General features: G+C 41.1%; 19 protein-coding genes. 15 read left to right on the forward strand and 4 right to left on the reverse strand.

What is annotated here, in order from left to right; translation table 11 throughout:
• Window positions 1-143: 143 nt before the first annotated feature.
• On the reverse strand, window positions 144-2,606 hold the full coding sequence (locus AB1A65_RS09685; RefSeq protein ID WP_366588345.1) for a glycoside hydrolase family 95 protein: 2,463 nt from the start codon (window positions 2,604-2,606) through the stop codon (window positions 144-146).
• A gap of 398 nt (window positions 2,607-3,004) precedes the next feature.
• On the opposite strand from AB1A65_RS09685, the gene AB1A65_RS09690 reads away from it, so the two are divergent.
• Genes AB1A65_RS09690 through AB1A65_RS09710 form a run of 5 tightly spaced genes read left to right on the forward strand, consistent with a single transcriptional unit; the run spans window position 3,005 to window position 11,050 of the window.
• Complete coding sequence (locus tag AB1A65_RS09690) at window positions 3,005-4,120, forward strand: alpha/beta hydrolase-fold protein (protein ID WP_366588347.1); 1,116 nt, start codon at window positions 3,005-3,007, stop codon at window positions 4,118-4,120.
• 19 nt (window positions 4,121-4,139) lie between these two features.
• Window positions 4,140-5,288, forward strand: coding sequence for an alpha/beta hydrolase-fold protein (locus tag AB1A65_RS09695; RefSeq protein ID WP_366588349.1), 1,149 nt, complete (start codon window positions 4,140-4,142; stop codon window positions 5,286-5,288).
• A gap of 30 nt (window positions 5,289-5,318) precedes the next feature.
• Window positions 5,319-6,506, forward strand: coding sequence for an alpha/beta hydrolase-fold protein (locus AB1A65_RS09700; protein WP_366588352.1), 1,188 nt, complete (start codon window positions 5,319-5,321; stop codon window positions 6,504-6,506).
• A 38-nt stretch (window positions 6,507-6,544) separates the two neighbouring features.
• Window positions 6,545-8,317 (forward strand): glycoside hydrolase family 43 protein, encoded by a 1,773-nt coding sequence (locus tag AB1A65_RS09705; RefSeq protein WP_366588354.1) that lies wholly within the window; start codon window positions 6,545-6,547, stop codon window positions 8,315-8,317.
• 54 nt (window positions 8,318-8,371) lie between these two features.
• Window positions 8,372-11,050, forward strand: a complete 2,679-nt coding sequence (locus AB1A65_RS09710; protein ID WP_366588356.1) for an alpha/beta hydrolase-fold protein — start codon at window positions 8,372-8,374, stop codon at window positions 11,048-11,050.
• Between the two features lie 204 nt (window positions 11,051-11,254).
• Here the strand turns inward: AB1A65_RS09710 and AB1A65_RS09715 are convergent, their stop codons facing one another.
• Window positions 11,255-11,668, reverse strand: coding sequence for a response regulator (locus AB1A65_RS09715; protein ID WP_366588358.1), 414 nt, complete (start codon window positions 11,666-11,668; stop codon window positions 11,255-11,257).
• Entirely contained in the window at window positions 11,637-13,475 is a 1,839-nt protein-coding gene (locus AB1A65_RS09720) for a sensor histidine kinase (RefSeq protein ID WP_366588360.1), read from the reverse strand. Before AB1A65_RS09720 ends, AB1A65_RS09715 begins: the two co-directional genes overlap by 32 nt.
• 386 nt (window positions 13,476-13,861) lie before the next feature.
• Between AB1A65_RS09720 and AB1A65_RS09725 the strand changes: the two genes are divergently transcribed.
• From AB1A65_RS09725 to AB1A65_RS09765, 9 genes are all read left to right on the forward strand, one after another.
• A complete protein-coding gene (locus AB1A65_RS09725; protein ID WP_366588363.1) occupies window positions 13,862-14,263 on the forward strand; it encodes a response regulator in 402 nt (133 codons plus the stop codon).
• A gap of 76 nt (window positions 14,264-14,339) precedes the next feature.
• A complete protein-coding gene (locus AB1A65_RS09730; RefSeq protein ID WP_366588366.1) occupies window positions 14,340-14,885 on the forward strand; it encodes a heme NO-binding domain-containing protein in 546 nt (181 codons plus the stop codon).
• Window positions 14,875-16,923 carry a PAS domain S-box protein gene (locus AB1A65_RS09735; RefSeq protein WP_366588369.1) on the forward strand — a complete coding sequence of 683 codons (2,049 nt, stop codon included), beginning with the start codon at window positions 14,875-14,877 and terminating at the stop codon, window positions 16,921-16,923. Before AB1A65_RS09730 ends, AB1A65_RS09735 begins: the two co-directional genes overlap by 11 nt.
• Entirely contained in the window at window positions 16,892-18,022 is a 1,131-nt protein-coding gene (locus AB1A65_RS09740; protein WP_366588371.1) for an FIST N-terminal domain-containing protein, read from the forward strand. Before AB1A65_RS09735 ends, AB1A65_RS09740 begins: the two co-directional genes overlap by 32 nt.
• Window positions 18,022-19,083: an ATP-binding protein gene (locus AB1A65_RS09745; RefSeq protein WP_366588373.1), complete on the forward strand. Its 1,062-nt coding sequence runs from the start codon at window positions 18,022-18,024 to the stop codon at window positions 19,081-19,083. The genes AB1A65_RS09740 and AB1A65_RS09745 overlap by 1 nt, the downstream gene beginning before the upstream one ends.
• A gap of 2 nt (window positions 19,084-19,085) precedes the next feature.
• On the forward strand, window positions 19,086-19,406 hold the full coding sequence (locus tag AB1A65_RS09750; protein ID WP_366588375.1) for an Hpt domain-containing protein: 321 nt from the start codon (window positions 19,086-19,088) through the stop codon (window positions 19,404-19,406).
• Between the two features lies 1 nt (window position 19,407).
• On the forward strand, window positions 19,408-20,121 hold the full coding sequence (locus AB1A65_RS09755; protein ID WP_366588377.1) for a LytTR family DNA-binding domain-containing protein: 714 nt from the start codon (window positions 19,408-19,410) through the stop codon (window positions 20,119-20,121).
• A gap of 395 nt (window positions 20,122-20,516) precedes the next feature.
• Window positions 20,517-23,030 (forward strand): DUF4114 domain-containing protein, encoded by a 2,514-nt coding sequence (locus tag AB1A65_RS09760; RefSeq protein ID WP_366588379.1) that lies wholly within the window; start codon window positions 20,517-20,519, stop codon window positions 23,028-23,030.
• Between the two features lie 704 nt (window positions 23,031-23,734).
• Window positions 23,735-23,932 (forward strand): hypothetical protein, encoded by a 198-nt coding sequence (locus AB1A65_RS09765; protein ID WP_366588383.1) that lies wholly within the window; start codon window positions 23,735-23,737, stop codon window positions 23,930-23,932.
• A gap of 5 nt (window positions 23,933-23,937) precedes the next feature.
• Here AB1A65_RS09765 and AB1A65_RS09770 read toward each other — a convergent pair whose 3' ends face one another.
• Entirely contained in the window at window positions 23,938-26,001 is a 2,064-nt protein-coding gene (locus AB1A65_RS09770; protein WP_366588385.1) for a tetratricopeptide repeat protein, read from the reverse strand.
• A 187-nt stretch (window positions 26,002-26,188) separates the two neighbouring features.
• Here AB1A65_RS09770 and AB1A65_RS09775 point away from each other — a divergent pair, with 187 nt between their 5' ends.
• Entirely contained in the window at window positions 26,189-26,467 is a 279-nt protein-coding gene (locus tag AB1A65_RS09775) for an STAS domain-containing protein (RefSeq protein ID WP_366588387.1), read from the forward strand.
• Window positions 26,468-26,471 lie beyond the last annotated feature (4 nt).

Raw genomic sequence — 26,471 nt, forward strand, 5'->3', positions numbered from 1 at the left:
ATTCGTAACAATATGGAAATATTGATCTAGGTGACCACACATTGAATTCGCTGCACGAATCGTAGTTTCGCTTGCTTAAAATGAATATTTTATTTAGGTTTTGTTTAAATACCAGTTCGCTTATCTACAAAATGGAAACCTTTTTATTTTTTTATCCTAAAAGAATAGATCTTCCCTTTCTCGGTCATAATATCATAGACGAAGGACTTTGGCAAAGCCAGTGCCTCAAGGGAGGCTTTCTCTGAAATGATGGGGGCCATTGTTTCTTCCATCTTGAAAAACTTGTTGGGATTGTCTCCTTTGGCCTCCTTGAGATTGCCATTTCCAACGAGTTCCATTTCATTGGGAACACGGAGACGTAGGTTTCCTCCTAAGCTTGATTTTATAGTGGCTGCCACAAGTCCCTTGTTTTTCCATTGAAGTGCCACCACCCCAAATCCACCCCTTGCCTTCAATCCGCTTACATACCCATTGGAAAGGGCATCAGGAACGGCAGGGAGCAAGTGCACCATCCCGTCCGAACTTTGTAACAGCATTTCGGCAATACCAGAAGTGCACCCAAAATTCCCATCAATTTGAAACGGGGGATGGGCATCAAACAAATTGTTATACGTACCGCCGCCCCCTTGATTGATTCCCACTGGGGTCAATTGGTCTTTAATGAGTTTGTAAGCGTGGTTGCCGTCCTGCATTTTGGCCCACCAATTCACCTTCCAGCCCATGCTCCAGCCGGTCGATACATCCCCACGCTGAAGCAGAGTGTTTTTGGCAGCAGCGAAAAGTTTTGGGGTTCTGTACGGAGAAATCTGATTGGATGGGAAAAGACCGTACAAATGGGAAATATGACGATGATTGTCTTCAGGCGAGTCCACATCATCCAACCATTCCTGCAATTGGTTGTGCTTGCCAATCTGCATTGGGGGTAATTTACTTCTCAACACTTTTAGTGAGTCTATGAAAGCGCTTTCCTTTCTCAAAACTTCCGTAGCATGAATATAGGTGTTGAATACATCAAAAACCAGCTGATTGTCCATGGTAGATCCTGCGGTTATGGACGAACCTTGATGTGCCTCGGGGGCATTTTCAGGTGAATTTCCCGGAGCTATGACCAAATAGGGATAATTGGGGTGTTGAACTAGGAAATCGGCATAAAACTCAGCAACTCCTTTCAAAATGGGGAGCGCTGATTTTAAGAAAGTGGTGTCTCCAGTGTACAGATAGTGCTCCCACAGATGCTGACTGGTCCAAGCCCCACCTCCGTTCCAGATGCCCCAAAAGGCACCATCCACAGGTCCAGTTATTCTCCAAATGTCGGTGTTGTGGTGTGCCATCCATCCTCGACTCCCGTACATGATTTTGGCTGTTTCCTGACCGCTTTCAGAGAGTTCTTGGATCATTTTTAAGAAGGGTTCGTGAAGTTCGGAAAGATTGGTCCGCTCCGCGGGCCAATAGTTCATTTCTGCATTGATGTTGATGGTGTATTTACTGTCCCAAGCGGGTTGCATGTTTTGATTCCAGATTCCTTGGAGGTTTGCAGGCTGACCTCCTGGTTGGGAAGAGGATATGAGCAAATACCTCCCATATTGAAAGTATAGTGCCACAAAAGAGGGGTCTTCAATGTTTCGGAAATTTGCAAGTCGTTCGTCAGTGGGTAATTTGGATGCTTCCGTTTCTCCAAAGTCCAAAATCACTCTATTGAATAATTCCTGGTATTTTTTTATATGTTCCGATTTTAAAAGTGTATAATCCTTGTCAAAACCTGCATCCAAAAAACCTTTTGTACGTTGCATTTCATCACCGCTCAAATCTTGGTATGAATTGAAGTTACTGGCAATTGATACCATTAAAATGGCTTCGTCCGCATGTTCCACTATAATTGATGTAGCGGTTTGGGTAGTTTTACCATTTTTGGTTTTCAATTTCATAAGGGCGTTGAACTCCACTTTGCCCTCAACACCCTCATGGTCACCGGTTCTGCCCCAAAGGGAGATTTGATTTTCTCGAATGGTCTCTATTTTTGAATGATTGTGGGGAGTGGTGAGATTCGCCGTAAAGTTGATTTGCCCCAATTTATCCGCCGTTAAATGTATTATCAGAAGTCTATCGGTCAAAGAAACAAATGTTTCCCTTGTATATGTGATACCATTGACTTTATAGGAAGTTTTACTGACCGCATTGCTGATATCCAACTCCCTATAATAATCTTGATAGTCCGAATGATTGGGAAAGGTTAGTTCCAGATTCCCAACAGGTTGAAACATTTGGCCATGGGATTTTTTGGTAATGATCTTATCGTTGGCCAATTGTTCTGCTGCTTTATATTCTCCATTAAAAATGAGTTCCCGTACCTTGGAAAGGGCCCCAAGTGCATCTGGATTGTCATTTCTGTTGGGACTTCCGCTCCACACCGTATGTTCGTTGAGTTGGAATATTTCTTTGTCCACATTGCCATAGACCATGACGCCCACGCGACCATTGCCCAAGGGCAGCGCATTTTCCCAAGTATCTCCTGAGGGTTCGTCATACCAAAGTTTTAAGTCAACTGAATGCTGTCCAAAAAATGAAATTGGAATGCATAAGAAAACCAAATAAAATGACCATTTCATAGGCTAGTGGTTGATAGTGATACTGATACTGGGAACGTGTCCAGTATTTAAAATTTTCAATATACACATGTTATTCCTTGTAGAAAATAATAACCGTGTTTATGTATACCAAGGATTTTGGGTCAGCCTGAGTTAGTTCCTCGCCAACCAACTCCATTTTATTGATTTGCAGGGTTTTCAATGATTTCTTACTAATTCATTTTTAATGTGTTCAATAAACACTTATATTGGTGCCAGAAAACATAAACTGTAATTTCTCCCCCAACGCACAGACCATTGCCCCAATGACTTTATTTTGTACCAATGGGGAGAAGTAAACTTAGTAGAACTCAACTATTTTATAACAACAAATTAATGAGCAATTAGAATCTAACAAAAGTTAACTAAAAACAAACATTATGAAATTTAATGCTGCAACATTAACATTTGCATTGGTTTGCTATGCCACAGGCATCGCCCAAACCAATTCAACTACCGTAATCGAAGATTTCAAGCCCTCAACCCTGAATCAACCAGGTAAGGAATACCCACAGGTCAATTCACAGGGATATGCACGATTTAAAATAGAAGCGCCCGCCGCTGACAGTGTTAGGGTAAGCCTTGGTCTTGGCGGTAGGGGCGGAACAAAACTCAATAAAGTAGAGGACGGCTCTTGGATGGGCACAACCGAAGGTCCAATGGACGAAGGTTTCCATTATTACCACCTTACTGTGGATGGAGGTACTTTTAACGATCCAGGCGCTCTAAATTTTTATGGTTCCACTCGTTGGGAAAGTGGTATTGAGATACCTGCCCATGACCAAGAATTTTACGCTTTAAAGGATGTTCCCCATGGGAAGGTGGAGCAAATCCTTTTTCCTTCAAAAAGCACCAATACATCCCGAAGGGCCTTTGTTTATACCCCTCCAGGATATGACAAGGACCAGTCTAAAAAATACCCTGTCCTGTATTTGCAACACGGTTGGGGCGAGGATGAAACAGCTTGGAGCAACCAAGGCCGAGCTAACCTTATTATGGACAACCTTATTGCCGAAGGCAAAATTGATCCTTTCCTCATTGTAATGACGTATGGTATGACCAATGAAATAAGATTTGGTGGGCTGCGCAATTTTGATATTACCCCTTTTCAAACCGTTTTGGTTGATGAATTGATACCTTATGTTGATGCCAATTATCGTACCGTTGCTGATAAATCACACCGAGCTATGGCCGGTCTTTCCATGGGTGGTATGGAGACCAAGATGATCACCTTGAACAAACCCGATGTTTTTTCCTATTACGGTTTGCTAAGTGGAGGTACCTATAGTCCAGAGGACATCAAGGATAAAGACGATGTAAAACTCATATTCCTAAGCTCTGGGAGCAAGGAAAGACCTGAAGCTGTAAAAAGTGCAGCTGCCGCTTTAAATGAAGCCGGAATAAAGGCCGTTTCCTATGTTTCCGAAGGAACAGCACACGAATTTCAGACGTGGAGGCGCAGTCTACATGAACTAGCTCCCCTTCTTTTTAAATAATCTCTAAAAAGAAAGTCAGATGAGATATCCGCATGCAATTATTGCCGTACTTTTTTTGGCATTGCAGCCGTGTATGGCTCAAACGGACTACGAACCTTCAGAGACCAATCAGCCTGGAAAGGAATATCCAAAGGTTGACTCGGAAGGTCGTGTAAAGGTTGAGGTACTCGCTCCCGAAGCCAACAAAGTACAACTCGATATTGGTGGGGTCAAATACGACCTCACCAAAAACGAGGAAGGAATTTGGACAGGTGAGTCAGCACCCCAGGACGAAGGTTTTCACTATTACCAATTGAACATTGATGGGGCATCTGTGCCTGATCCGGGCACCAAATACTATTATGGTGCAGGCCGTTGGGGCAGCGGTATTGAAATTCCGGCAACAGACCGTGAAATTTATGCCGTAAAGAATGTTCCGCACGGAAGGGTATCGGAGCAGCTCTATTTTTCTAACATTACCCAAGCATGGAGAAGATGCTTTGTTTACACCCCGCCAGAATATAGTAAGGATACAAATACTAAATATCCAGTGCTATACCTTCAACATGGGAGTTTTGAGGATGAAACAGGGTGGGCCTCGCAAGGAAAGGCCAATCTAATTTTGGACAACCTGATTGCAGAAAATAAAGCAGTTCCTATGATCATTGTTATGGACAATGGGTATGCTTATAAGCCACAGGACAGTTCAACCGAGGGAAATAGAAGACCACAGTCAGCCTTTGAAGAGGTGTTGATACAAGAGGTCATTCCAATGATCGACTCTGAATACCGAACTTTGGCAGACCGTGAGCATAGGGCCATTGCCGGACTTTCCATGGGCGCAAACCAGACCATGCGCATCATTATGAACAATTTGGACAAGTTTGCGTACTATGGCGGTTTCAGTGGTACTTCCAACTATCCGACCAGCGATAAAATAGACACAAAAACATTTCTAAACGGCGCATTTGATGATGGAAAGGCTGTGGAAGAAAAAATAAAAGTGTTCTGGTTGGGATTGGGCACCAAAGAGCCTGATCCGTTTCCGGGATCTGTCGGTGCTTTCCGAAATATGTTGGAAGAACAGGGAATTGATCATGTGTATTATGAATCCCCTGAAACTGCCCATGAATGGCTGACTTGGCGTAGAAGCCTCTATCAATATGCACAATTGCTTTTTAAAAAGTGACAGTGTAGCTCATTTCTAAACATAGATGATATGAAAATCAAAAATTTATTTTATACCACCCTTACTTCTCTGCTTATCTCCAGTTTTTCCTATGGTCAGCAGGCCAATGTTAACTTGGACTTTAATCCACAGAAAGATACCGAAGGGCTTATCCCCTTTAGTGCACCAGTAAATTCGCCCGAAGTACATGATGACCAAACCGTTACGTTTAGGGTGAAAGCACCAGAGGCGCAAAAAGTGGAATTGAATCCCGGAGCCATAAATGCCGCTCTGGGAAAGGGTAGGGAGCCCATTCCATTTACAAAAGGGGAAGAAGGTGTTTGGACCTTGACCATTGGACCACTTCCTCCTGATATGTATGCCTACCATCTTCGGGTGGATGGTGTGCAAATGGCAGACCCCAGCAATACTTATGCGGCATTTACGGCTATGCCTCCATACAGTGAATTGATCGTACATGGCGATGGACCAGCATACTATGATGCCAAAAACGTCCCTCATGGAAACGTTACACGTCATATCTATCATTCGGATGTCACCCAAGGCGAACGGGAACTGTACGTGTACACACCACCCGGCTACGATCCTGAAAAAAAATACCCTGTACTGTATTTATTGGGCGGAAGTGGTGAACTGCCTTCAAATTGGGTGTATGATGGCAGGGCGAATCTGATTATGGACAATCTTTTGGCAGAAAATAAAGCCAAGCCCATGATTATTGCCATCCCCAATAATCAAATCATACACAGGAACCACCCGCAGCATTCCGAACTTACCTTTGACATTTTTGAAAAAGAGCTCAGAAACCATGTCATTCCCTTGGTCGATGAAAATTACAGCACAATTCAAAGTCCCCAAGGGAGGGCGATTTCAGGATTGTCCATGGGAGGTCGCCATAGTATGTTCATCGGCTTCCGCTCACTTGATCTATTCGCTAATTTTGGTATTCTCAGTGCTGGGGACACCACTGCGGAAACCACCTTACCCCAATTTTTAAATGACCCAGAAGTAAATAATAAGGTAGATTATCTTTTTGTGGGACAGGGTACCAAGGAAGCAGAAGGTTTTTTCAACGCGAGGGTCCAGGGTCTTATCGACGCATTAAATAACCATGATATAGAACACGAATACTATGTAGGTGGAAACGGGGGACATGACTGGTCCACTTGGCGTCACCTATTATATTATCAGTTCTTGCCCAACCTTTGGCAGAAGTAAATAAAATTAAGCAATAAACTCATATCCATATAATTATAATGAATCGAACTAGGAAAAATCTAAAAAAGATAACCTTTGGGGCGTTTTTGACCTTACTTGTAGGGTTGTACTCTTTTTCACCAAAGGGAAAAGATATCGATCCCAAACCAACAAAATCAACCAATGTACCCATATTCATAAAAGTGGTGTACCAGGGCAATGATCAGGTATATAATGATTATCCCTTGGCAACAGATGAGTTCTACAACCCCATTTTACAAGGGTGCTATCCAGATCCGGCCATAACCCGAAAAGGGGACGACTATTATTTGGTATGTTCCTCCTTTGCTATGTTTCCGGGTGTGCCCATTTTTCATTCCAAGGATTTGGTAAACTGGACGCAAATAGGTCATGTTTTGGATCGCGTTTCCCAGTTAGATGTCCATGATACCGGTATAAGCCAAGGTGTTTACGCCCCTGGAATTACCTATAACCCTAACAATGACACATTTTATATGATCACAACCGCCTTTGCAGGTGGCGCTGGTAATATTGTGGTGAAGACCAAGGACCCTGCAGAAGGTTGGAGCGATCCGTATCACTTGAAATTTAACGGAATTGACCCATCGCTGTTTTTTGATGATGATGGCAAGGCCTATATCGTGCATAATGATGCTCCAGACCCTGGAAAGGAACTTTACAACGGACATAGGGTCATTAAAATATGGGAATACGATGTGGAAAAAGACCAAGTCATTGAGGGTACCGACAAAATTATTGTGGATGGTGGTGTTGATATTTCGGATAAACCCATCTGGATTGAAGCCCCCCATATCTATAAAAAAGATGGTGAATACTATTTGATGTGCGCCGAAGGCGGTACAGGAGATTGGCATAGTGAAGTGATATTTATGAGTGACAGCCCAAAGGGGCCTTATATCCCTGCACCAAGCAATCCAATACTTACCCAGCGTTATTTTCCCAAGGAAAGAGAGAATAAGGTGGACTGGGCGGGCCATGCCGACTTGGTTTTAGGGCCGGATGACAAATATTACGGTGTTTTTTTGGCGGTTCGACCCAATGAGGAAAACCGAGTGAACACCGGAAGGGAAACCTTTATTCTACCCGTGGACTGGTCAGGTACCTATCCCGTTTTTGAAAACGGTTTGGTCCCAATGGAACCCAAATTAAAAATGCCAGAAGGTGTTGAAAATAAAATGGGACAGGAAGGCTATTTTCCCAATGGAAACTTCACCTATACCGAGGATTTCTCATCCGATTTATTGGATTACCGTTGGATAGGATTGCGGGGGCCAAGGGAAGCTTTTATGGAACAAACCAAGAATGGTTTGGAAATCAATCCATTTGAAACCAATATCAAGGAATTGAAACCCACTTCCACATTGTTCTACAGACAACAGCACAGAACATTTTCATTCAGTACTACCCTGAATTACAAACCAAAGTCGGAAAAAGACCTAGCGGGAGTGGTTGCCTTACAGAATGAACGATCTAATTATGTCTTTGGAGTAACCAAAAAGGACAAGGACTACGTTTTGGTGTTGGAAAAAAACAGCTTTTCTAGAAGAGAGCGCTCGACAAAATCCGAAGTATTGGCAAGCACCAAAATTGACATTTCAAATCCAATAGAACTAAAGATTTCGGCTGAGGGGGACAAGTATACCTTTAGCTATTCAACAGACGGAACCTCTTTTGAGAATTTGGGCGGTACCGTTTCAGGGGACATTCTGTCCACAGACGTGGCAGGAGGCTTTACAGGTGCCCTTTTGGGACTTTATGCCACCAAGGCAAACGATATGGCACTGGAATAAAAAAACCATCAAGAAAATGCAACAATGAAAAAATCAATACTAAACTTTTGTCTCATGGCAGCCGTGTTCTTTTGCTCCGCAAAAACTATGGCACAAGACCCCAATTTCCATATTTATTTGGCCTTGGGACAATCAAATATGGAAGGAAACGCCCGTATTGAGGCACAGGATACCATCGATGTTAATGACCGTTTCAAGGTTTTGGCGGCTGTGGACTGTCCTGATTTGAACTGTGAAAAAGGAAAATGGTACACTGCAATTCCACCGTTATGCCGATGTAAAACAGGGTTGACCCCCACCGATTATTTTGGCAGGTCGCTAGTGGAAAAATTACCCGATAGTATAAAGGTCGGGGTCATCAATGTGGCCGTTGGGGGCTGTAAAATTGAGTTGTTTGACAAGGACAACTACCAAGAATACGTCTCCACCGCACCAGATTGGTTAAAGAATATGGTAGCGGAATACGATGGAAATCCGTATGCCCGTCTTGTGGAAATGGCGAAAATCGCCCAAAAAGATGGGGTGATCAAGGGAATCTTGCTACATCAAGGAGAATCGAATACCGGGGACACCCTTTGGCCCAAAAAAGTGAAGACCGTTTACGACAATCTTCTTGAGGATTTGGATTTGGAGGCATCAAAAACACCTCTGTTGGCAGGAGAAATGGTTCATGCGGACCAAGGAGGCATTTGTGCCAGTATGAACGAAATTGTGGCCACGCTGCCCGAAACCATTCCCAATGCGCACATCGTTTCTGCAAAAGGAGTTCCTGATGCCAGGGACAACCTTCATTTTAGTGCAGAAGGGTATCGCATGCTGGGTAGAAGGTATGCCATAAAACTACTGAATGTCCAGCGTAATCAGGCCAATGACCCTATAGCCGAAAAACATGCCCCAAAAGGATTCGACAAGGTCAGAAATGACATTCCAAAGGGAAAGATAGACAGTATCATGTACCCGTCAAAAACCATTGGCACAGAACGTAAGGCCTTGATTTATCTTCCGCCCGGCTATTCCAAATCAAAAAGATATCCTGTTTTGTATCTCTTGCACGGAATTGGAGGGGATGAAAAGGAGTGGCTTAACCAAGGTACTCCCCAAGTAATTTTCGACAATCTTTATGCAGATGGAAAATTGGAGCCCATGATTGTGGTATTGCCTAATGGACGGGCCATGAAAAATGACCGTGCTGAAGGAAATATTTTTAGCCCTGACAAGGTTGAGGCGTTTGCCACCTTTGAACAGGACCTTCTAAATGATTTGATTCCCTATGTAGAGAAGAACTTTAAGGTATACAAGGACAGGGAGCATCGGGCAATATCCGGTCTATCCATGGGCGGTGGACAAACCTTGAACTTTGGTCTTGGCAATTTGGACACATTTGGCTGGGTAGGCGCATTTTCATCCGCACCAAATACCAAGGCACCCCAAGAATTGCTTCCCAACCCTGAAAAAGCCAAATCGTTGGAATTGTTATGGATTTCTTGTGGAGATGCAGATGGTCTCATGCCCTTCAGCAGCCGTACGAGCGAATATTTAAGAGACCATGATGTACCCCATATTTTCTATGTAGAACCGGGAGGGCACGATTTTGAGGTTTGGAAAAACGACCTTTATATGTTTTCCCAACTGCTTTTTAAGCCCGTTAACAACGATGTGCTCAACAAGTACAGTGTTTTGGGATTGCCAGCGAGCACCAACATTAGACGTGCACAGTATCCACAAATACTACCGGATAGCAGGGTAATTTTTAAAACAAAGGCCCCAGAGGCAAAACAGGTGCAGATAGACCTTGGCAAAAAATACGATATGGAAATCGACAATGAGGGATTCTGGACCGTGACCACGGATTCCATCACCGAAGGATTCCATTATTACTCATTGATTCTGGATGGGGTGGCCGTGGCAGACCCGGCCAGTGAAACCTTTTATGGCATGGGGCGTATGGCCAGCGGCATTGAGATTCCGTTCAAGGGAGATGGCTATTATAGCTTGAAGGATGTGCCGCATGGTGATATCCGCATAAAGAAGTACTTTTCAAATGCAGCACAATCGTGGCGCGAAATGTATGTCTACACGCCGCCGGGTTACGAGGAATCCAACCAAGAGTTTCCTGTTTTATATCTGTTGCATGGGGGAGGAGAAGACCAAAGAGGTTGGGCCACCCAAGGAAGGACCAATATTATATTGGACAACCTTATCGCTGAAAACAAGGCGGTGCCCATGATCATTGCCATGTTGGATGGAAATGTTTCTGCAGACGGTGGAGGATTCGGTCAAAACTCGTTGGTGGCCTTTGAGAACGAACTAAAGCAAGGTGCCATTCCCTTTGTGGAGCAAACATACCGTGTGAAGACCGATGCCCGGAACAGGGCCTTGGCCGGACTTTCCATGGGTGGTCTACAAACCTTGCATGCTGGGGTTCGTAATACCGATATGTTTTCCCATTTGGGTGTGTTCAGTTCAGGGTGGTTTGCCAATAATGATGAATTGTCCGGACCACAGTATAAGTATATGCAAAACAATGCGGACGCGATAAACAGTAACCTCAAAAACTTCTTCATTTCAATGGGAGGTCCAGAGGACATTGCTTTTAAAAACTGTCAGCTAATGATGAAAAAATTTGATGATATGGGTATTGAATATCAATATAGTGAATACCCTGGAGGGCACACATGGCCTGTTTGGCGACATGACCTATATACGTTTGCGCAATTATTGTTTGTTGAATAATTACAGTGCTTTATAAATAGATATGCTTAGGACATTGACCATTACTATTGCGAATCGTAAAAGGAATTGGCTTTAATTTTAAAATTAAAAAGCTGAAACCCCAGTAATAAAGCCTCAGAGAGTTTGTCTTTCAGAGGCTTATTTTTTTGTAATCACGATCATAAATCTAATTCCGAAAATCTACTTAGGGATTTTGCCCTAATCCTACCAATTACCATCATATATTTCCTCTAAAATCTGTGTCATTTTATCTTCAAAGACAGGTTTGACAATGTATCCGGTAATTTCTTCAAAGTCCTTTGCTTTACTAAAGTCATCTGGGTCATTTGAGGACGTGACCATGAAGATGTTGACGTTATGGTTGGGCAGTACAGGTTTCATCTTTTTAAATTCTGATAAGAATCCCCATCCGTCCATAAAAGGCATGTTAATGTCCAATAGAATCACTTCAGGTAGTTCCACCTTTTCTTCAATACATAGGTTAATATATTCAATGGCGCGCTCTCCATCTGTAAAGGAGGTTACTAAAATATCACTGGATAGGTTGCTTAATATCCTTTTTGTTACGAAAAGATACACTTCGTCATCATCCACTAAAAGAATGTTTGGTTTTTTCATGAGTTTTAAATTTAATTTTGAATGTTGTCCCCTGGTTCACTGTACTCTCCACCTCTATGGAGGCATACATCGCTTCAAGCTGTGATCTTACTATAAATAGCCCCATTCCCTTTCCAGAAATATTTCTATGAAACCTTTTGTAAAGTTTGAAGAGATTGTTTCCATGTTGGGCTAGATCAATCCCAAGACCATTGTCTTTTATGAAGAGTACCTTTTGGTCATTTTCCCATGCACTTTCAAAAATTATGTGGGAATTAACGTCTGTTCTTCTGTATTTGATGGCATTCGACAAAAAGTTTTGGAGAATACTTTTCATATAAAATCGTGAGCATTTTAAAGTATGCCATGCATCAAGTTTGTATATGGTTTCAAAGTTTTTGGCTTCCTTGTCAACAAGGGTCTCCACAAAATCATTTTCGACCTCCTTAAGCAACAAAAGCAGGTTCACATTTTCTAGCTCAAGTTTTGTATTGTTCAAAATGGAAACGTACGTATGTACATCTTGGGTAAGCGTGCTAATATTCTTGGAAATAGTTTCTAGCTTTGGGAGTAGCTCATTAAATGTTTCTTGATTTTTAGCTTTGCTAAGCATATCTACAATAATGGACATGCTGGTCACCGGTGCCTTTAGGTTATGGGCCACTACATAGTTAAAATCCTCCAACTGCCTATTCCGTACTTGTAGTCTATCGTTGGCTTGTTTCACTAGACGATTGGTGGACTTTAATCGGTTTTGACTGTCCAATAGGGCCTTGTTCTTTTGTTTTAGCTCGGTAACAAAATTTCTTTTTTCCTTTTGTGTTCTACCATATCCAAAGGCAAACAGCGAAATAACAATAAGGGTGAGAATATTAAAAAGAATAAGGTTCCTTCTAATGGTTTTCAGCCGTTTACTTATATAAGAGGGCGGAATTTCCTGTATAATGGCCCAATCGTTCTCGGTTATGACTTCAACTATATCATCTTGAAGGCTTATATCCGTATTCTTTCCAAAGCCAATGTTGACATTCTGGAAAACCCACAGACTCCCTTTTTCCATAAAGAAGGTGTCCTTTTCAAAAATGAGGTTTCTTAGCTGAAGTTTCTTTTTTATGGACGAGTCCTGCTGGCTCATGCTTGCCTGATGTGGCAGTACGTTATTAGAAAGGTTTGTGGTTATTACATTTCGATCCTTGTCTACCAGGTAAAAATTGTCCTCTGATATTCTTGCTTTCATCAAATCAAAAACCTTGTTCATGTTAAAATTGGTGACGGCCAATCCTATTTGTATTTGGTCAGCATCAAATATTGGGGTCACTCCTCTAATTACTGGCTTGTAGGGCTTTTCTATTACGCCATTCTCTTTGTTTAGTTCAATAGGGGAGATATAGACTTGACCTTTTTTGAGTGAAAGTCCTTTTTGAAAATAACTGCGATCTACCTTACGCTGCAAGTCTTTTGGCTCCATCGTTTTATCATCTGTCCTTTCATAGCGTAAGATCTCATCTCCATGCAGGTCTAAAAATCGAAGTTGATCATATACTTCATAGCCCTGCATAATGCGAATGTATTCGTTGATAAAGGCAGAATCCAATGGCTCACCATTGCTAAAATTAGCTGGGAATACAACATTGGACCAATATGAGGTTATATCAATGAGTACTTCACATTGATCTTCCAAATGATAGCTTTTGTTTTGGATATTCCGCTGCTGAATGTGGGCAATGTTCGTGATAAGGCTATGCTTTTGGAGATAGCCCCATACAAGAGTAAAAATCAATAGCGGAATATAGAGTGCTAGTGAGGTTTTTATTATCCTACTCCACATACAGTCAGTTTAGTATAAACAGAACCTTTTTATCATATACGCGGCCTGCATTGCATTATAATAAGCAATATATTGTAGGGGGAATTTTAAATGAATTTAGGAAATTTTGTACATCATTCCTAAAAAGCGCTCCTATTTTTGGTTTTTGATAACTGCTTTTCAATGCTTTTTAGCTTATAATTTTCCACGTATATATCATTCGATAGCCATGATTGAAGGATTCTTTAAATAATAACTGATCCCGATTGGGAAAGCTGTAGGTTAAGCAAATTTCAATTCATCTACAGCTTTTTTCCATTCACCGACAGTAAATAGGGTTTTGACTCCTTTACACACTGTAAGAGGTGGAAATTGAGTTGTTTTGGGTATAGCTAAATTGATATAAAATGCATATTTTGTTTATAGAAGACGACGCCATAGAAACCATGAAGTTTCAACGGACCCTATCCAAGTTAGCATCAAAGCATACTCTGGTTGAGGCCAAAAATGGTGAAGAGGCTCTGGAAATTCTCCAGTCTGGAAAGTCCTTGCCGGATATTATCTTGTTGGACCTGAACATGCCTCGGATGAACGGAATTGAATTCTTGGGCATACTAAAGCAGCATGACAAAATAAAATACCTCCCTACTATTGTATTGACTACGTCCGAAAACCGTGATGACCTATTGGAATGTTACAAAATTGGGATTGCCGGATATATAATAAAACCCCTCAAATACGAAGATTACGAGACAAAGTTGAAATCCGTATTGGAGTACTGGAACATCAACGAACTGGTCAAAGCCTAGTTAAAAATGGCATTTCACAACAAAACTTACTCATTGAGTAGACGTTTTCCTACTTTTGTGTGATAGTAGCCAGATTATGAAGGGAATAGTATTTACCGAATTTTTAGAAATGGTCGAAGAACAATTTGGGTTGGAGACCGTGGATGCCATTATTGAAGCTTCAGATTTACCATCTGAAGGAATTTATACCTCCGTTGGAACCTACGATTTTAACGAAATGGTGACATTGCTCAAAAACTTGAGCCAGAAAACCCATATTTCTATAGATGACCTATTATATGCCTTTGGTCATTATTTGTTCGGTAGTTTGGGAAAGGCACACCCCGAAGTAATTAAAAGTTATAACTCTCCCATTGGACTATTATACTCCATAGAAGACCATATCCACGTGCACGTCCAAAAACTCTATCCTGATGCTGAACTGCCCACCTTTAATATTTTGGACAGAACAGACACATCAATATCCATGGTATATGTTTCCTCAAGGGGACTGTACCGATTGGCTCACGGACTGATAGAAAAATGTTTTGAACATTTTAATACCTCTTCCAAGGTAACTTTTGAACTATTGAAAGAGGATGGAACCGAAGTCAAATTTGATGTTGTACAGGATGCAGAATAATGAAGTTGAAGTATTAAAAAGGGCGTTGGAGCGCCAAAAAAAGGCAAGGGCACAGGCCGAGAGAATATTGGAAGAAAAATCCAAGGAACTCTACGACACTACTATACATTTAAAGAGAGCCAATGCCCAATTGGAGAATTTATTGGATGAAAAAACCGACGAAGTCGATGCCGGATTCCTCAGCATTATAGATTCTTACGTGGTTATGGACCTTGAGTTCAATGTGGTCCGTAGCAATGAATCAGCAAAAGAGTTTTTGCAGTTCGATAAGGGAAATCCCAAAATTAATCTATCCAGTTACGTACATCCAGAATTTATACAATACACAACGGAGTCTATTCAGACCCTTTTGGAAACTGGGATATTAAAAAATTATAGGGCCAAAATTAATTTGCCCGATGGTGATGAAAAGTTTGTACAGATCAATGCAAGTTTAATTTATGACCGAAACAGTAATCCCATTGCTGCACAGGGAATCCTTCGCGACATTACCCAAGAAAAGGATATTGAAACCCTTTTGGGCAACCAACGTAAACAATTAAAAGAGTCCGAAAGTAGATTGGCCACATTGATCAAGAACTTGGAAATGGCTGTACTGCTTGAAGACGAAAACCGAAAAATAGCCCTCACCAATAAAAAGTTTTGCGAGATGTTCGGTGTTCCGGTCAATCCAGAAGAAATGATTGGCATGGATTGCGCCAATGTGGCAAAAGAAAGTAAGGACAACTTTAAGAATCCGGATAAATTCATGGGTCGGATCGCCGAAATTTTGAAAAATCGTGAACCCGTGCTTGCGGATGAGCTCGAAATGGTGGATGGTAGAATTTTGGAACGCGACTATATTCCGGTTATAAGTGATGGAGTTTATAAAGGGCACCTGTGGAGTTACAGGGATGTTACCTTAAACAGAACCTTTAAACGTAACCTTCAGGCTGAGAAGGACAAATACAGCGGCATCATCGCAAATATGAACCTTGGCTTGGTAGAAGTGGATACCAATGATCGCATTCAGATGGTGAACCAAAGTTTTTGCGACATGAGCGGATTTGCCGAAAATGAACTCATTGGAAAATATGCAAGCGATGTTCTATCCGTGCAGGATAAATCCATTATTGCGGAAAAGAACGCAAAAAGAATCGAAAACCAATCAGACTCCTACGAAATTGAAGTCATCAACAAGCATGGTGACTATCGCCATTGGTTGATCAGTGGTGCACCAAGATATGATGAAAAGGGACAAGTAATCGGTTCCATTGGCATTCATTTAGATATAACTGAACAGAAAAAGTTGCAGTTCGAGAAAGAAAAGCTCATGGTAAAGCTGGAGCAGAGCAACGAAAGCCTAAAAGAATATGCCTATGTGGTTTCCCATGACCTAAAGTCCCCTCTGCGGAGCATTGAAGCTTTGGCTACGTGGTTGAGCAACGATTATAGTGATGCCCTGGGTGATACTGGTAAGGAATACTTAGGAATGATCCAAGATAAGATAGAATCCATGGAGAATCTGATCAGTGGCATATTGGCCTATTCCACTGCCAATACATCAGAATTGAACAATATTCAGATTGACCTTAACGAGGTGATTTCAGAAATAACAGACAGTATTTACATTCCCGAAAATGTGAAGGTGTTGAGCCCTAAACCGTTGCCATTGATTATAGCCGATAGGACCAAAATGCACCAGCTGTTCCAAAATATCATTTCAAATGCGGTGGTCCATATTGAGAAGGAGAACGGAAAGGTGGAGGTACTTTATCAAGAAACATCTGACCATTGGAAGTTTTGTATCAAGGATAATGGTGTGGGCATCCCAAAAAAATATCACAAAAAAATATTTGAGATTTTCCAGTCCGCATCAAGCGATAAAAAATCAACCGGAATTGGTCTTTCCATAGTAAAGAAGATCATAGACAGATACAACGGCACCGTATGGGTGGAAAGTGAAGAAGGAGTAGGTACCGATTTCCATTTTACTCTTGAAAAGCAAAACTTAAAAATCAAGCATCATGAAGATATTGCAGGCGAAAAAGTCCTCTAATTCCAATTTTGAATTCACAACGGATAAAACTGAGTTGAAAGAACCTTTGGTTCTAATCTTTGGAAATAGATATTTACTGGAAGAAGAACAACTATTTCAAGAAATAAGAAGTTTGTTTCCCGATGGGCATTTGGTGTTTGGATCTACCTCTGGAGAAATATTGGGGGAGAAAGTATTGGAGGGAACCGTGACGTTGACTGCAATAGAATTTGAAAAAAGTCGGTTTTTGGTAAAAAATAAAAATATATCGGAATTTAATCAGGACGATGCAAGCTTAGGTAAAATGTTGGCAGCAGAATTCCCTACCGATAACCTTAGACATGTTTTTGTGGTTTCTGAAGGAAGCACTGTGAACGGTAGCGAACTTATCGAAGGAATGGAGCAGGTTGGGAACGGTAATTTCGGCCTTTCAGGTGGACTCTGCGGTGATGATGACCGCTTTGAGGTCACTTTGTCGTCTTACAATGAACCCCCTAAGCAAGGCGAAGTGGTAGCCATTGGATTTTATGGTGATTCATTGGAAATAAATTGTGCCAACTTTGGCGGATGGACCCCCTTTGGCCCAGAGCGATTGATCACAAAATCACGAAAGAACATTTTGTTTGAGCTTGATGGCAAGCCAGCTTTGGATTTGTATAAAAAGTATTTGGGTGATAAGGCGAGCGAACTTCCTAAATCGGCCCTATTATACCCACTTAGTGTACAGACCAATGATGAAAAACCCATTGTTCGTACCATTTTAAATATAGATGAACAACATAATGCCATGATATTGGCTGGAGATGTACCGGAAGGTTCCAAAGTACAATTGATGATGGCTACAGTGGATGATATAGCCAATGGCGCAAAATCTGCTGCGCAACTGGCCGTTCAGGCACGGGAAAACGAATCGCAATTGGCCATTTTAATAAGCTGTGTGGGAAGAAAACTTGTAATGGACCAGCGGACCGAGGAGGAAATTGAGGAAGTTACCCAAGTTATCGGTGAAAATGTGGCAGTATCTGGATTCTACTCCTACGGAGAGATGGCTCCTTTTGCTGGGCAAAACACCTGTAAATTACATAACCAAACCATGACCTTGACCTTATTCAGCGAGTAATGCACAGCTTATTAAAAAGACAGCTAAAAAAATACTTGCCCGAAGCCTACTCGGACAATCGTGATTTGGACCAATTAATGGAGGCCATTGCAAACTCCTATGAAAATTACGATGAAAAGCTGAGTATGCTCCAAAGAGCCACCGCACTTAGTTCTGATGAATTGTACGATGCCAACAGAGAACTTGAAAAAGAAGCAGCCCGTCAGAAACAAGTGTTGAACTCTTTAGAAAACGCACTTTCCGCACTACAAGCGAACTTCAAGCAACAAGAAGTTCCAAAAAACATTGTGGACAGTGATTTTGATGCCGAAAAATTGGCCAGACAAATTGGTGAATTGGCCCAGCGAGCGTCAGAAATGACAACAGAAAAAGATAAATTACTCAAGAATTTGGCAAGCCAGAACGAATCCTTGAACAGTTACGCCCATGTGGTTTCGCACGATCTAAAATCACCCATTAGAAATATTAGTGCATTGATTACCTGGATTGAGGAAGATGAAAAGGATACCCTATCTGAACAAAGCAAACAAAACCTTTCATTGGCGCTTGGGAATTTGGAGAAAATGGACAAGCTCATCACCGGTATTTTAAAGCACTCCACATTGCAGGACAAGAATGCCTCCAACGTTATTTTTGAGTTGGGAGAAATGTTATCGGATATACAAGGGAATATTTATGTGCCCAACAATGTTCAATTCAAGTTTCCCGATGAACTGCCCAAATTGTTTTATGATCGCTATAAGATTGAGCAGTTGTTCATGAATTTAATGACCAATGCGGTGAAAGCCACTGAAAACAGAAAACAAGGAACCGTCCAAGTGGATTTTAAGGATGAGGGAGACCATTGGTATTTCGCAGTAGCGGACAATGGTAAAGGAATTCCCGAAAAATACCAATCGGACATTTTTGAAATGTTCAACAAACTGGAGGATGATGCCATGGCAACCGGTATTGGTTTGGCTTTGGTCAAAAAAATAGTCTCCCTGTATGAAGGAAATATATGGGTGGAAAGTGTTGAGAATATGGGTTCCACCTTTCATTTTACCCTAAAAAAGCAATAACCATGATAGAAACCCCAAATCTTGAGTATGTGGACAATCTGGCCGACGGGGATACTGCCTTTCGTCAAAAGTTTATTGGCATACTAAAAGAGGAATTTCCAATTGAGCAGGAAGAGTATCTGGATACCATGAAAAATGTGCTTTTTCGTGAAGCTTCTGAGCATGTACACAAGATAAAGCATAAATTAAACGTTTTAGGATTACACAATGCCTACACCTTGGCAGTACAGCACGAAAATGAACTACGAAACGGTGAACAATCGCTCAAAGAAGAATTCTTGTCGATTTTAAAAGTTGTGGAGCACTACCTAAAAAACATTTAAGATGAATTGTATACTAATTGATGACGAAGCAGCCGCCAGAGCCATTGTATCGCAATTATGCTCAAAGGTTCCAGAATTAAATGTAATGGAGGAATTTGACAATGCTATTGAGGCCATCAAATTCTTGAACCAATATAAGGTCGATTTGGTTTTTTTGGACATTCACATGCCGGGTTTTACCGGAATTGATTTTATCCAAACCTTAAAGAATCCTCCTAAAATAGTGATGACGACCTCAGATACTGATTTTGCCATTGCTTCCTACGAGTATGAGGCCATTGTGGATTATTTGGTAAAACCGATCACCCACGAACGTTTTCAAAAATGCATCCAGAAAGTAAAGAATACTTCCGTAGGCACTTCTTCTGCCTCTGCGGCAACAAATGAGCAGGAAACTGCCTTAGGGGAGGACCTTTACATCAATATTGACCGCAGGCTCATCAAACTAAAATTTGCGGAGATTCTGCTGATAGAGGCCAAAGGCGATTACATCAACATAAAAACGGAGTCCAAAGATTATTTGGTGCACACCACCTTGAAAAAAATAATGGAAAAACTTCCAGAGGACAAGTTCCTGCAAATCCACAGATCTTATGTAATCAACTTTAACAAGATTGTGGATATTGAGGACAATAGTGTCCTAATTGAGAAAAGTGTGATTCCTATCAGTAGATCCAATCGTCCAGAATTAATGCGCAGGTTGAACCTGTTGTAAAATCAACGACACTACTTTTCAATCCGTCTATGGTTTTTTGGGTTTCAACTGTGCACAAGCCATTGACAATTTAATGTAAGATAGCTTTGTAGACGTACTGACTATAAAACTATCATCATGCAAAATCCTTTAGTATTTAGACATATTCGTAAAGCATTGACTTCTTTGCAACTTGGAGTACTCTATGCCTTTGTGGCTGGTATCGTCCATTATTTTGGATTGATTTAAAGAAAACAATCCATAAAATGAAATTTAAAGGCACCCGCTTGGGTGTTTTTTTATGCTTATCCCTTACTGGTTTCCATCCGTCTACAGAAAGTTTTCATTCACCGAGGATGACCGTCCTAAAGACTTGGAATTCATCAACTTTGTGTCATATTCTTAAACCTACTATTATGAAGCAGTTTTTACTTCTTTTGGCAACATTGTTAACATTTGTATGGGCATCTGCCCAACAATATGGTTATAAATATCTAGGGGATTATACCTCGGATGGAACTCCTCTTTATTTTGATGGAAAGGATGATGTGTCCCAAGAAACCTTGGACATGATCAGTAATGCCCTTCCCGAAGGATTTCCAGTGCCCAACTACAATCCGCAGTATATAACTTCTGGTTATGATACTGATATTATTTTGGATAAAGAGGCCGATGTATGGGTAACCTTTGTAGGAGAAGGGGCAGGGTATAAAAACGTTCTTGGCTTTTATACCTACGATATAAATCAACCTCAATTGACCGCACCAAAAGAAGAAGATATTACCATTATTTTTCCAAATGTCTCCGCAAAGTATAGTGGTGGAAGCTTGGAAACAGGGCATAGAGTAAAAATTGGAAGATTTAGTGCCGGCACGGGCATCGGTTGGGTATTGTTGGCCAACGGATGGAAGGGGCAGGTAACACCAGGACTATGGCAGTTGTTTTCTAATCCTGACTATAATCCAGAGGCTCTTGAATTTCTTAGATATCACAATGTATTGTTGAACGATCCGGATAACGAGCGCATAATTTTGGGTTTTGAGGACATTAGACGGGATTATGCAAGTTGCGACAACGATTTTAACGATGCCCTTTTTTACATCACAGCGAATCCGTATGAGGCCATAAAAACCACCAATTATAATAAAATTACGGACCACGCACCTGTTACCTCCGGAAATGATGGCGGATTGGAAAGTAATGGAGACTTGGCCAGCTTGATCGCAAAAAGAAATTTTGACCGAAACAAGGCCAATACTTTTAAGAACAAGCGCGCCTTGCAAAATAAGTACGATAAAAAGACCTACAAGTCCTTAATGGCCAAATCGGGTAATCTGGATGGTTATTTTCCCAGCACTGGAATGTTTGGAACGGAGACGTCTTATGTTTCGAGTCCTGAAGATCTTTTGTCCATTACCAATGCAGATGAAGTATTCGGAATCGATTATTACCAAGGAACCGATAGGGTTTCTGCCGCTTTGGCACTGAATACCAAAGGTGAGGTGTATAACCACACCAAAACAATCTGCGATCGTCTTAACAATTCCAAACTGAAAGATTTAAGGACCATCGAGCTACAAGGACACAAATTGATCTATTCTGAGCTGGAGCGATCTAATGGCAATGTTGAGTATGCCGTGGTATTTTCCGTGAAAGAGGACGGAGCGAATCGCACAGTTTACAGTCGTTGGAACTTGGCCGAGTACCCTGCCGGGGATTATATGAACTTTCAGGTCTGGGGAAATAGTATGGGTCAGGTGAGCACTGTCGTAAACGAGATTCTTACCAATTTGGGCCAGGAATCAACATTGAAATCCAATGAAGGGGAAAATGTATTGCCTACTGTATTCATTCAGAATGGATATTACAAAAACGGAAAATTGCATCTGAATATCATCAACAAAAGCAAGGCAACCTGGTTGTTGTTGGATGGAAATTACAAAACCACAGAACAGGAAGATCTTCAAAATTTGAATACTATAATCGATTTAAATGGTGAGTGGGAGCAGGAGATTGTTGTGGAATCCGGGCACCTTTTTGATATGGGACTGTCCATTATTGCCGAAAACTCTTATCAACACGATGCAATTTACTTGGCCGATGGCCCATGGGGCGTGGATTACAATACACAAGCCGATAGTGTTGAAGTATTTGAAGTGACTGAACACCAAGAGTGGGATTTGGACGGACATATTGTAGAAAGGGGAGTAGTGGCCAAGGGAGAAGTTAAGGAAACCATAAACGTATTCCGTAATATTCTGGCCGGTGACCTACAATTGCCAATTGAGGATTACCAATATCTACACTTCAACATCAAAAACCAGACTCCCGTGGAGATAAGTTTAGTTACCGATGCCACGAGCGAGTGGAGCGAGCGTCTTCGCTATAACTTGGATGCAAATACTGAAAAAACGCAATACAGCCTATCGTTTTCAGACTTTGTAAACCACGAAGGAAAAAATATGGACTTTGGACAACTGCGAACTATTGTAATTTCCGTGCAGGGAGACTACCAAAATTATACATCGTTTGAACTGGAAGTTAACCAAATGGCCTTGACGGTTTATGGAGAACTTCAGCAAGAATCGGAAACAGAACAGGAAGTGGCCGTCACGGAGGAAACGAATAGTTTTGACTTAGGCGATGATTTTACCAGCATCCTAAACCCTCAGATCGAACTGGAGCTCAAAAACTACCCCAACCCTTTTGTGGAATATACGGAGATATCATTACCGGAAAAAAGCAATATGGTAAATGTATATGTCGTGAATTTAAGCGGACAGGTACTTTACGCAGAGACCCACGCTCCAACAGGAAACGAGAATACCATACGCTTGGAGCTTGGCCATCTGCCCAAGGGAATGTATCTGTATCAATTGGGAGATGTGACCAATAACAAACGGTACAGCGGAAAGATTATACGACAATAAATGTGGTTTTTATAGGTTGTTGTTTTTTTGATGAAGACTCCCCTTTTTAGGGGAGTTTTTTTATTGAATAATGCTGGAGGTTATTGATTAATTCTTCAAATTGATTAAAAAATCATCTGTAGGGTTTGTTCTGAACAACAATATTCTTCCTTCTGAAGTAATATGATTTGGCTTGCTTTTATTTTGAAACCAGTTATGGAGACAGAAAATGGTTAGATTGAATGTGGAAGCAATACTGATAAAGGAGAATGTTTTTCCCAGTATGAAGCGTAATTAAAAAATAGAGCTTTAAAAACTGATAATTCATTCAGAAACTATTTTTAATAAACTTAGATACAACTCTAACAATTATGCGGAACCAAGAAGAAGTGGATGATTTCTTTTATAGATCTGAACAGATTATAGCATAATTCCAGAAGGAAGAGACCTTTGAAAGAAATACTTCAGAGATTGATAGGTATGACGTGAAGTATGTAAATGAATACATTTTTGCTCTCGTCAACTGTATCAGAAGGTATTGGATTGAAAATAATGCCTGCCGGGTAAAAAATGTAAGTCAAAATGGACATCTTGCAGCTAGCTCAAATTTTGATTGGGAAGCGGCAAATCAATGAAAGGGAATGGGCAGACCTTTGAGTCTTATTCCCTTTGATGCATTGATTTATTGTACAACAACAGGAGATAGGTCGAATCAATCCTTATGGATGAGAGAAATTCAACCCAAATTGATAGGAGATGCTGAATTGAACATTATTACCATGCAATTAGAGGAGTTTTTAAAAACGGATGATGTGCCTAAGACAAGAAAAGCTGTCAAAAGAATTGTCAAAAACCTATTTGGGATAGAAGACAAACTAAAAAACCCGATCAGTTATGACCGGGCTTTACTTTTTAGAGGATAGTGATTTTACCTTGAAGCAATGCTCCCATTAAAAAATGGCTGCTTCTTAAATAACCACTTCAGCTGTATGCCCACTTCAGTAAATTCGAAACCTGCTGCAGTCGCCGAGGCAATGTTGCTATATTTTCCGTACAACCCGCCACTCAATCGTTTGGTGAATTGGTGTTTTAGATTCATTTCTACCCTAAAAATAGAAGTCATATCATCATCTTCCACCTGTTGTAAACCCGTTGCCGCATTGATTCTATAGGTGGAGTTACCGCTAAATTTACCGCTCACTTCGGCAAAGAATTCCCCGGCCTGGTATTTTTCAGGACTAAAATAAATCGTAGGCACTTGCTCCGCAAAGGCCAAGTACTGGTAGTTGAGTCCAAACTTTAAGTTGGGCTTTCGCAACGCAGTGTAATACAAGGAAGTAAACAAAAGGTCACGTTGGTTGTCATCGCTCTGCTCAGTGTGTATAAGCTGGGTATACCATCCCAACCCAAAATTGGAACCAATGTTGTAGTTTAAACCATAATGTTGCATTACAATTTCGCGCTCGATCAAATCCGTATTAAAATTTTGGACCTCTCGTTGGTATCCAACCTCCAAGTTTTGCAGGCGATATGGTTCTGTAACCACTTTTGCACTTATAATGGGTTGAGAGTAGCCGTTACCGTTGAACTGGGCATTATTGATTCCTGCTACACCAACTACTTTTAACTTGGGCAGCATGGCGTAGGTAACTCCAGCAGTTGCAATGTGCGTATGTGCTTTTGCTGAGGTTTCTGAATTTTCAGTTAATCGGTACTGATAATTTACAACCGTTTGAAACTTGGTGGACAATGGTAGGTTCACTGTAGTTTGGGTAGCGTATGCCACATTGTTTCCATTGTCAAAACTGTAGGATGCCGTTTCTTGCACATAAGGGCTATATTGTCCGTTTATTTTTTCGATAAGCCCTTGCGCATCTTTTTGGCTTTCAAAAATCGACAAGGTTTTGTTGGTGGCGGCGTATGCCTCTTCTATCCTTCCGAGGGCAAAAAGTGCATTGGCCTTTCCTAAATTTCCATCAAAAGATGTACTGTCCGATGCCAGAATAGCGTCATAATGCTGTAGACTGCTCTTAATATTCCCGGTGTACATTCCATGGGTGGCTTTAAGGGCCAACACCCAATTTTTATCACCAAATTGGTTGGAAAGACTATCGATGTATTTTTTGGCAGAAACAAACTTTCGGTTCCAGATCAGGGCTTGGGCGTAGCGTTCAAACGTCTTTTCCTTAAGTTCGTTATCGTTGATCTTGTCTACTTTATTTTTTGATTGGATGGCAACCTTCAGGGCCACTTTATCATTTTCCCCAATATGCTCGGCCAAGGCAATTCCATTTAAAGCCACAATAGAGTCTTTTGCAGAAATGGCAAGTCTGCGATAGGACGTTTTTGCACTATCGACCTCTTTGGTAATCAAGAATACATTGGCCAAGTTCAACAAGGTCTCCCTATCATTTGGAAAATCGTTGAAAATGGATTTTAGTTTGATTTTTGCCTCATCATAATTCTGTGACTGTACCAAAGTGTTGGCCAACCCAAGGTTCATGTATTTTTTTGAAGTAAGCGCACTTGGATTACCAGGTTGCAATTGCAAAGCTTTTTCTATCCATTGTAAGGCTTCTTCATATTTTTGAAGATTACTCAACGTATTGGCATAGCCTAGAACCGCACCAAATTTATTGGGATAATCTTCAACTAGGCCGACGTACAATTTTTCAGCAGCTTTAAATTGCTTTCCCCATAAAAAGGATTCATAATAATTGATGCGGACCTCGTAATCATCTGGGTGCTTTTCCAACATACCATTAAATAAGGTATTGGCCTTGTTCGGGTTTCCGTTGAGACCCACAGCACGCCCGTAGCAGATCTGAGCTGTTTTGTTATCGGGATTATCTTTAAGGAAATCACCAAAAAAGTTTTCAGCTTGGGAGAAGTTCCCTTTTTCCAAAAGTTGAAATCCGGTTTCCATTTCGGACTGGGCCAAAACTCCTTGTATGGTTACCACAAAAATGATGATGTGAATAAAGCGTTTCATAGGTTAAGCTTTTGAGGTTTTTTTGATATGGTAAAGTTAAAACGAGTCTTTCCGCAGCCGAAGGGCGAACCTTACCATTCGTCTACAGCTATCCGTCATCCGTCTACACCGTCCAATTTAAAACGTCAAATCAGTGGATATTTGCTGTAACAAGTCGAACAAATCTTAACCTTAACAACTAAAAATCATGGCTTTACAAATCACCGAATGTAGAAGAGTCTTCTCAGTAAATGGGCGATTGGACAGTACCACTATCAAGATTTTTGAAAGACATATGAAAAACTTCATTAAACGAGGTACTACCGTTAAACTTGATTTACAACGAGTATCGGTAATCGATGATTTGGCAAGTAAGGTATTGATTCAAATGTTTGCCAATGCAGTGCTTTTGGATTGCCATTTCACCATAAATGGATGGTTGCCCAAAAAGGATTTGAAGCAAGTGTGTTTAAAAGCCACCTTTTAATTTT

This window comes from Allomuricauda sp. ANG21 (assembly GCF_040705235.1).
In the GTDB taxonomy this organism is placed as follows: Bacteria; Bacteroidota; Bacteroidia; order Flavobacteriales; family Flavobacteriaceae; genus Flagellimonas; species Flagellimonas marina.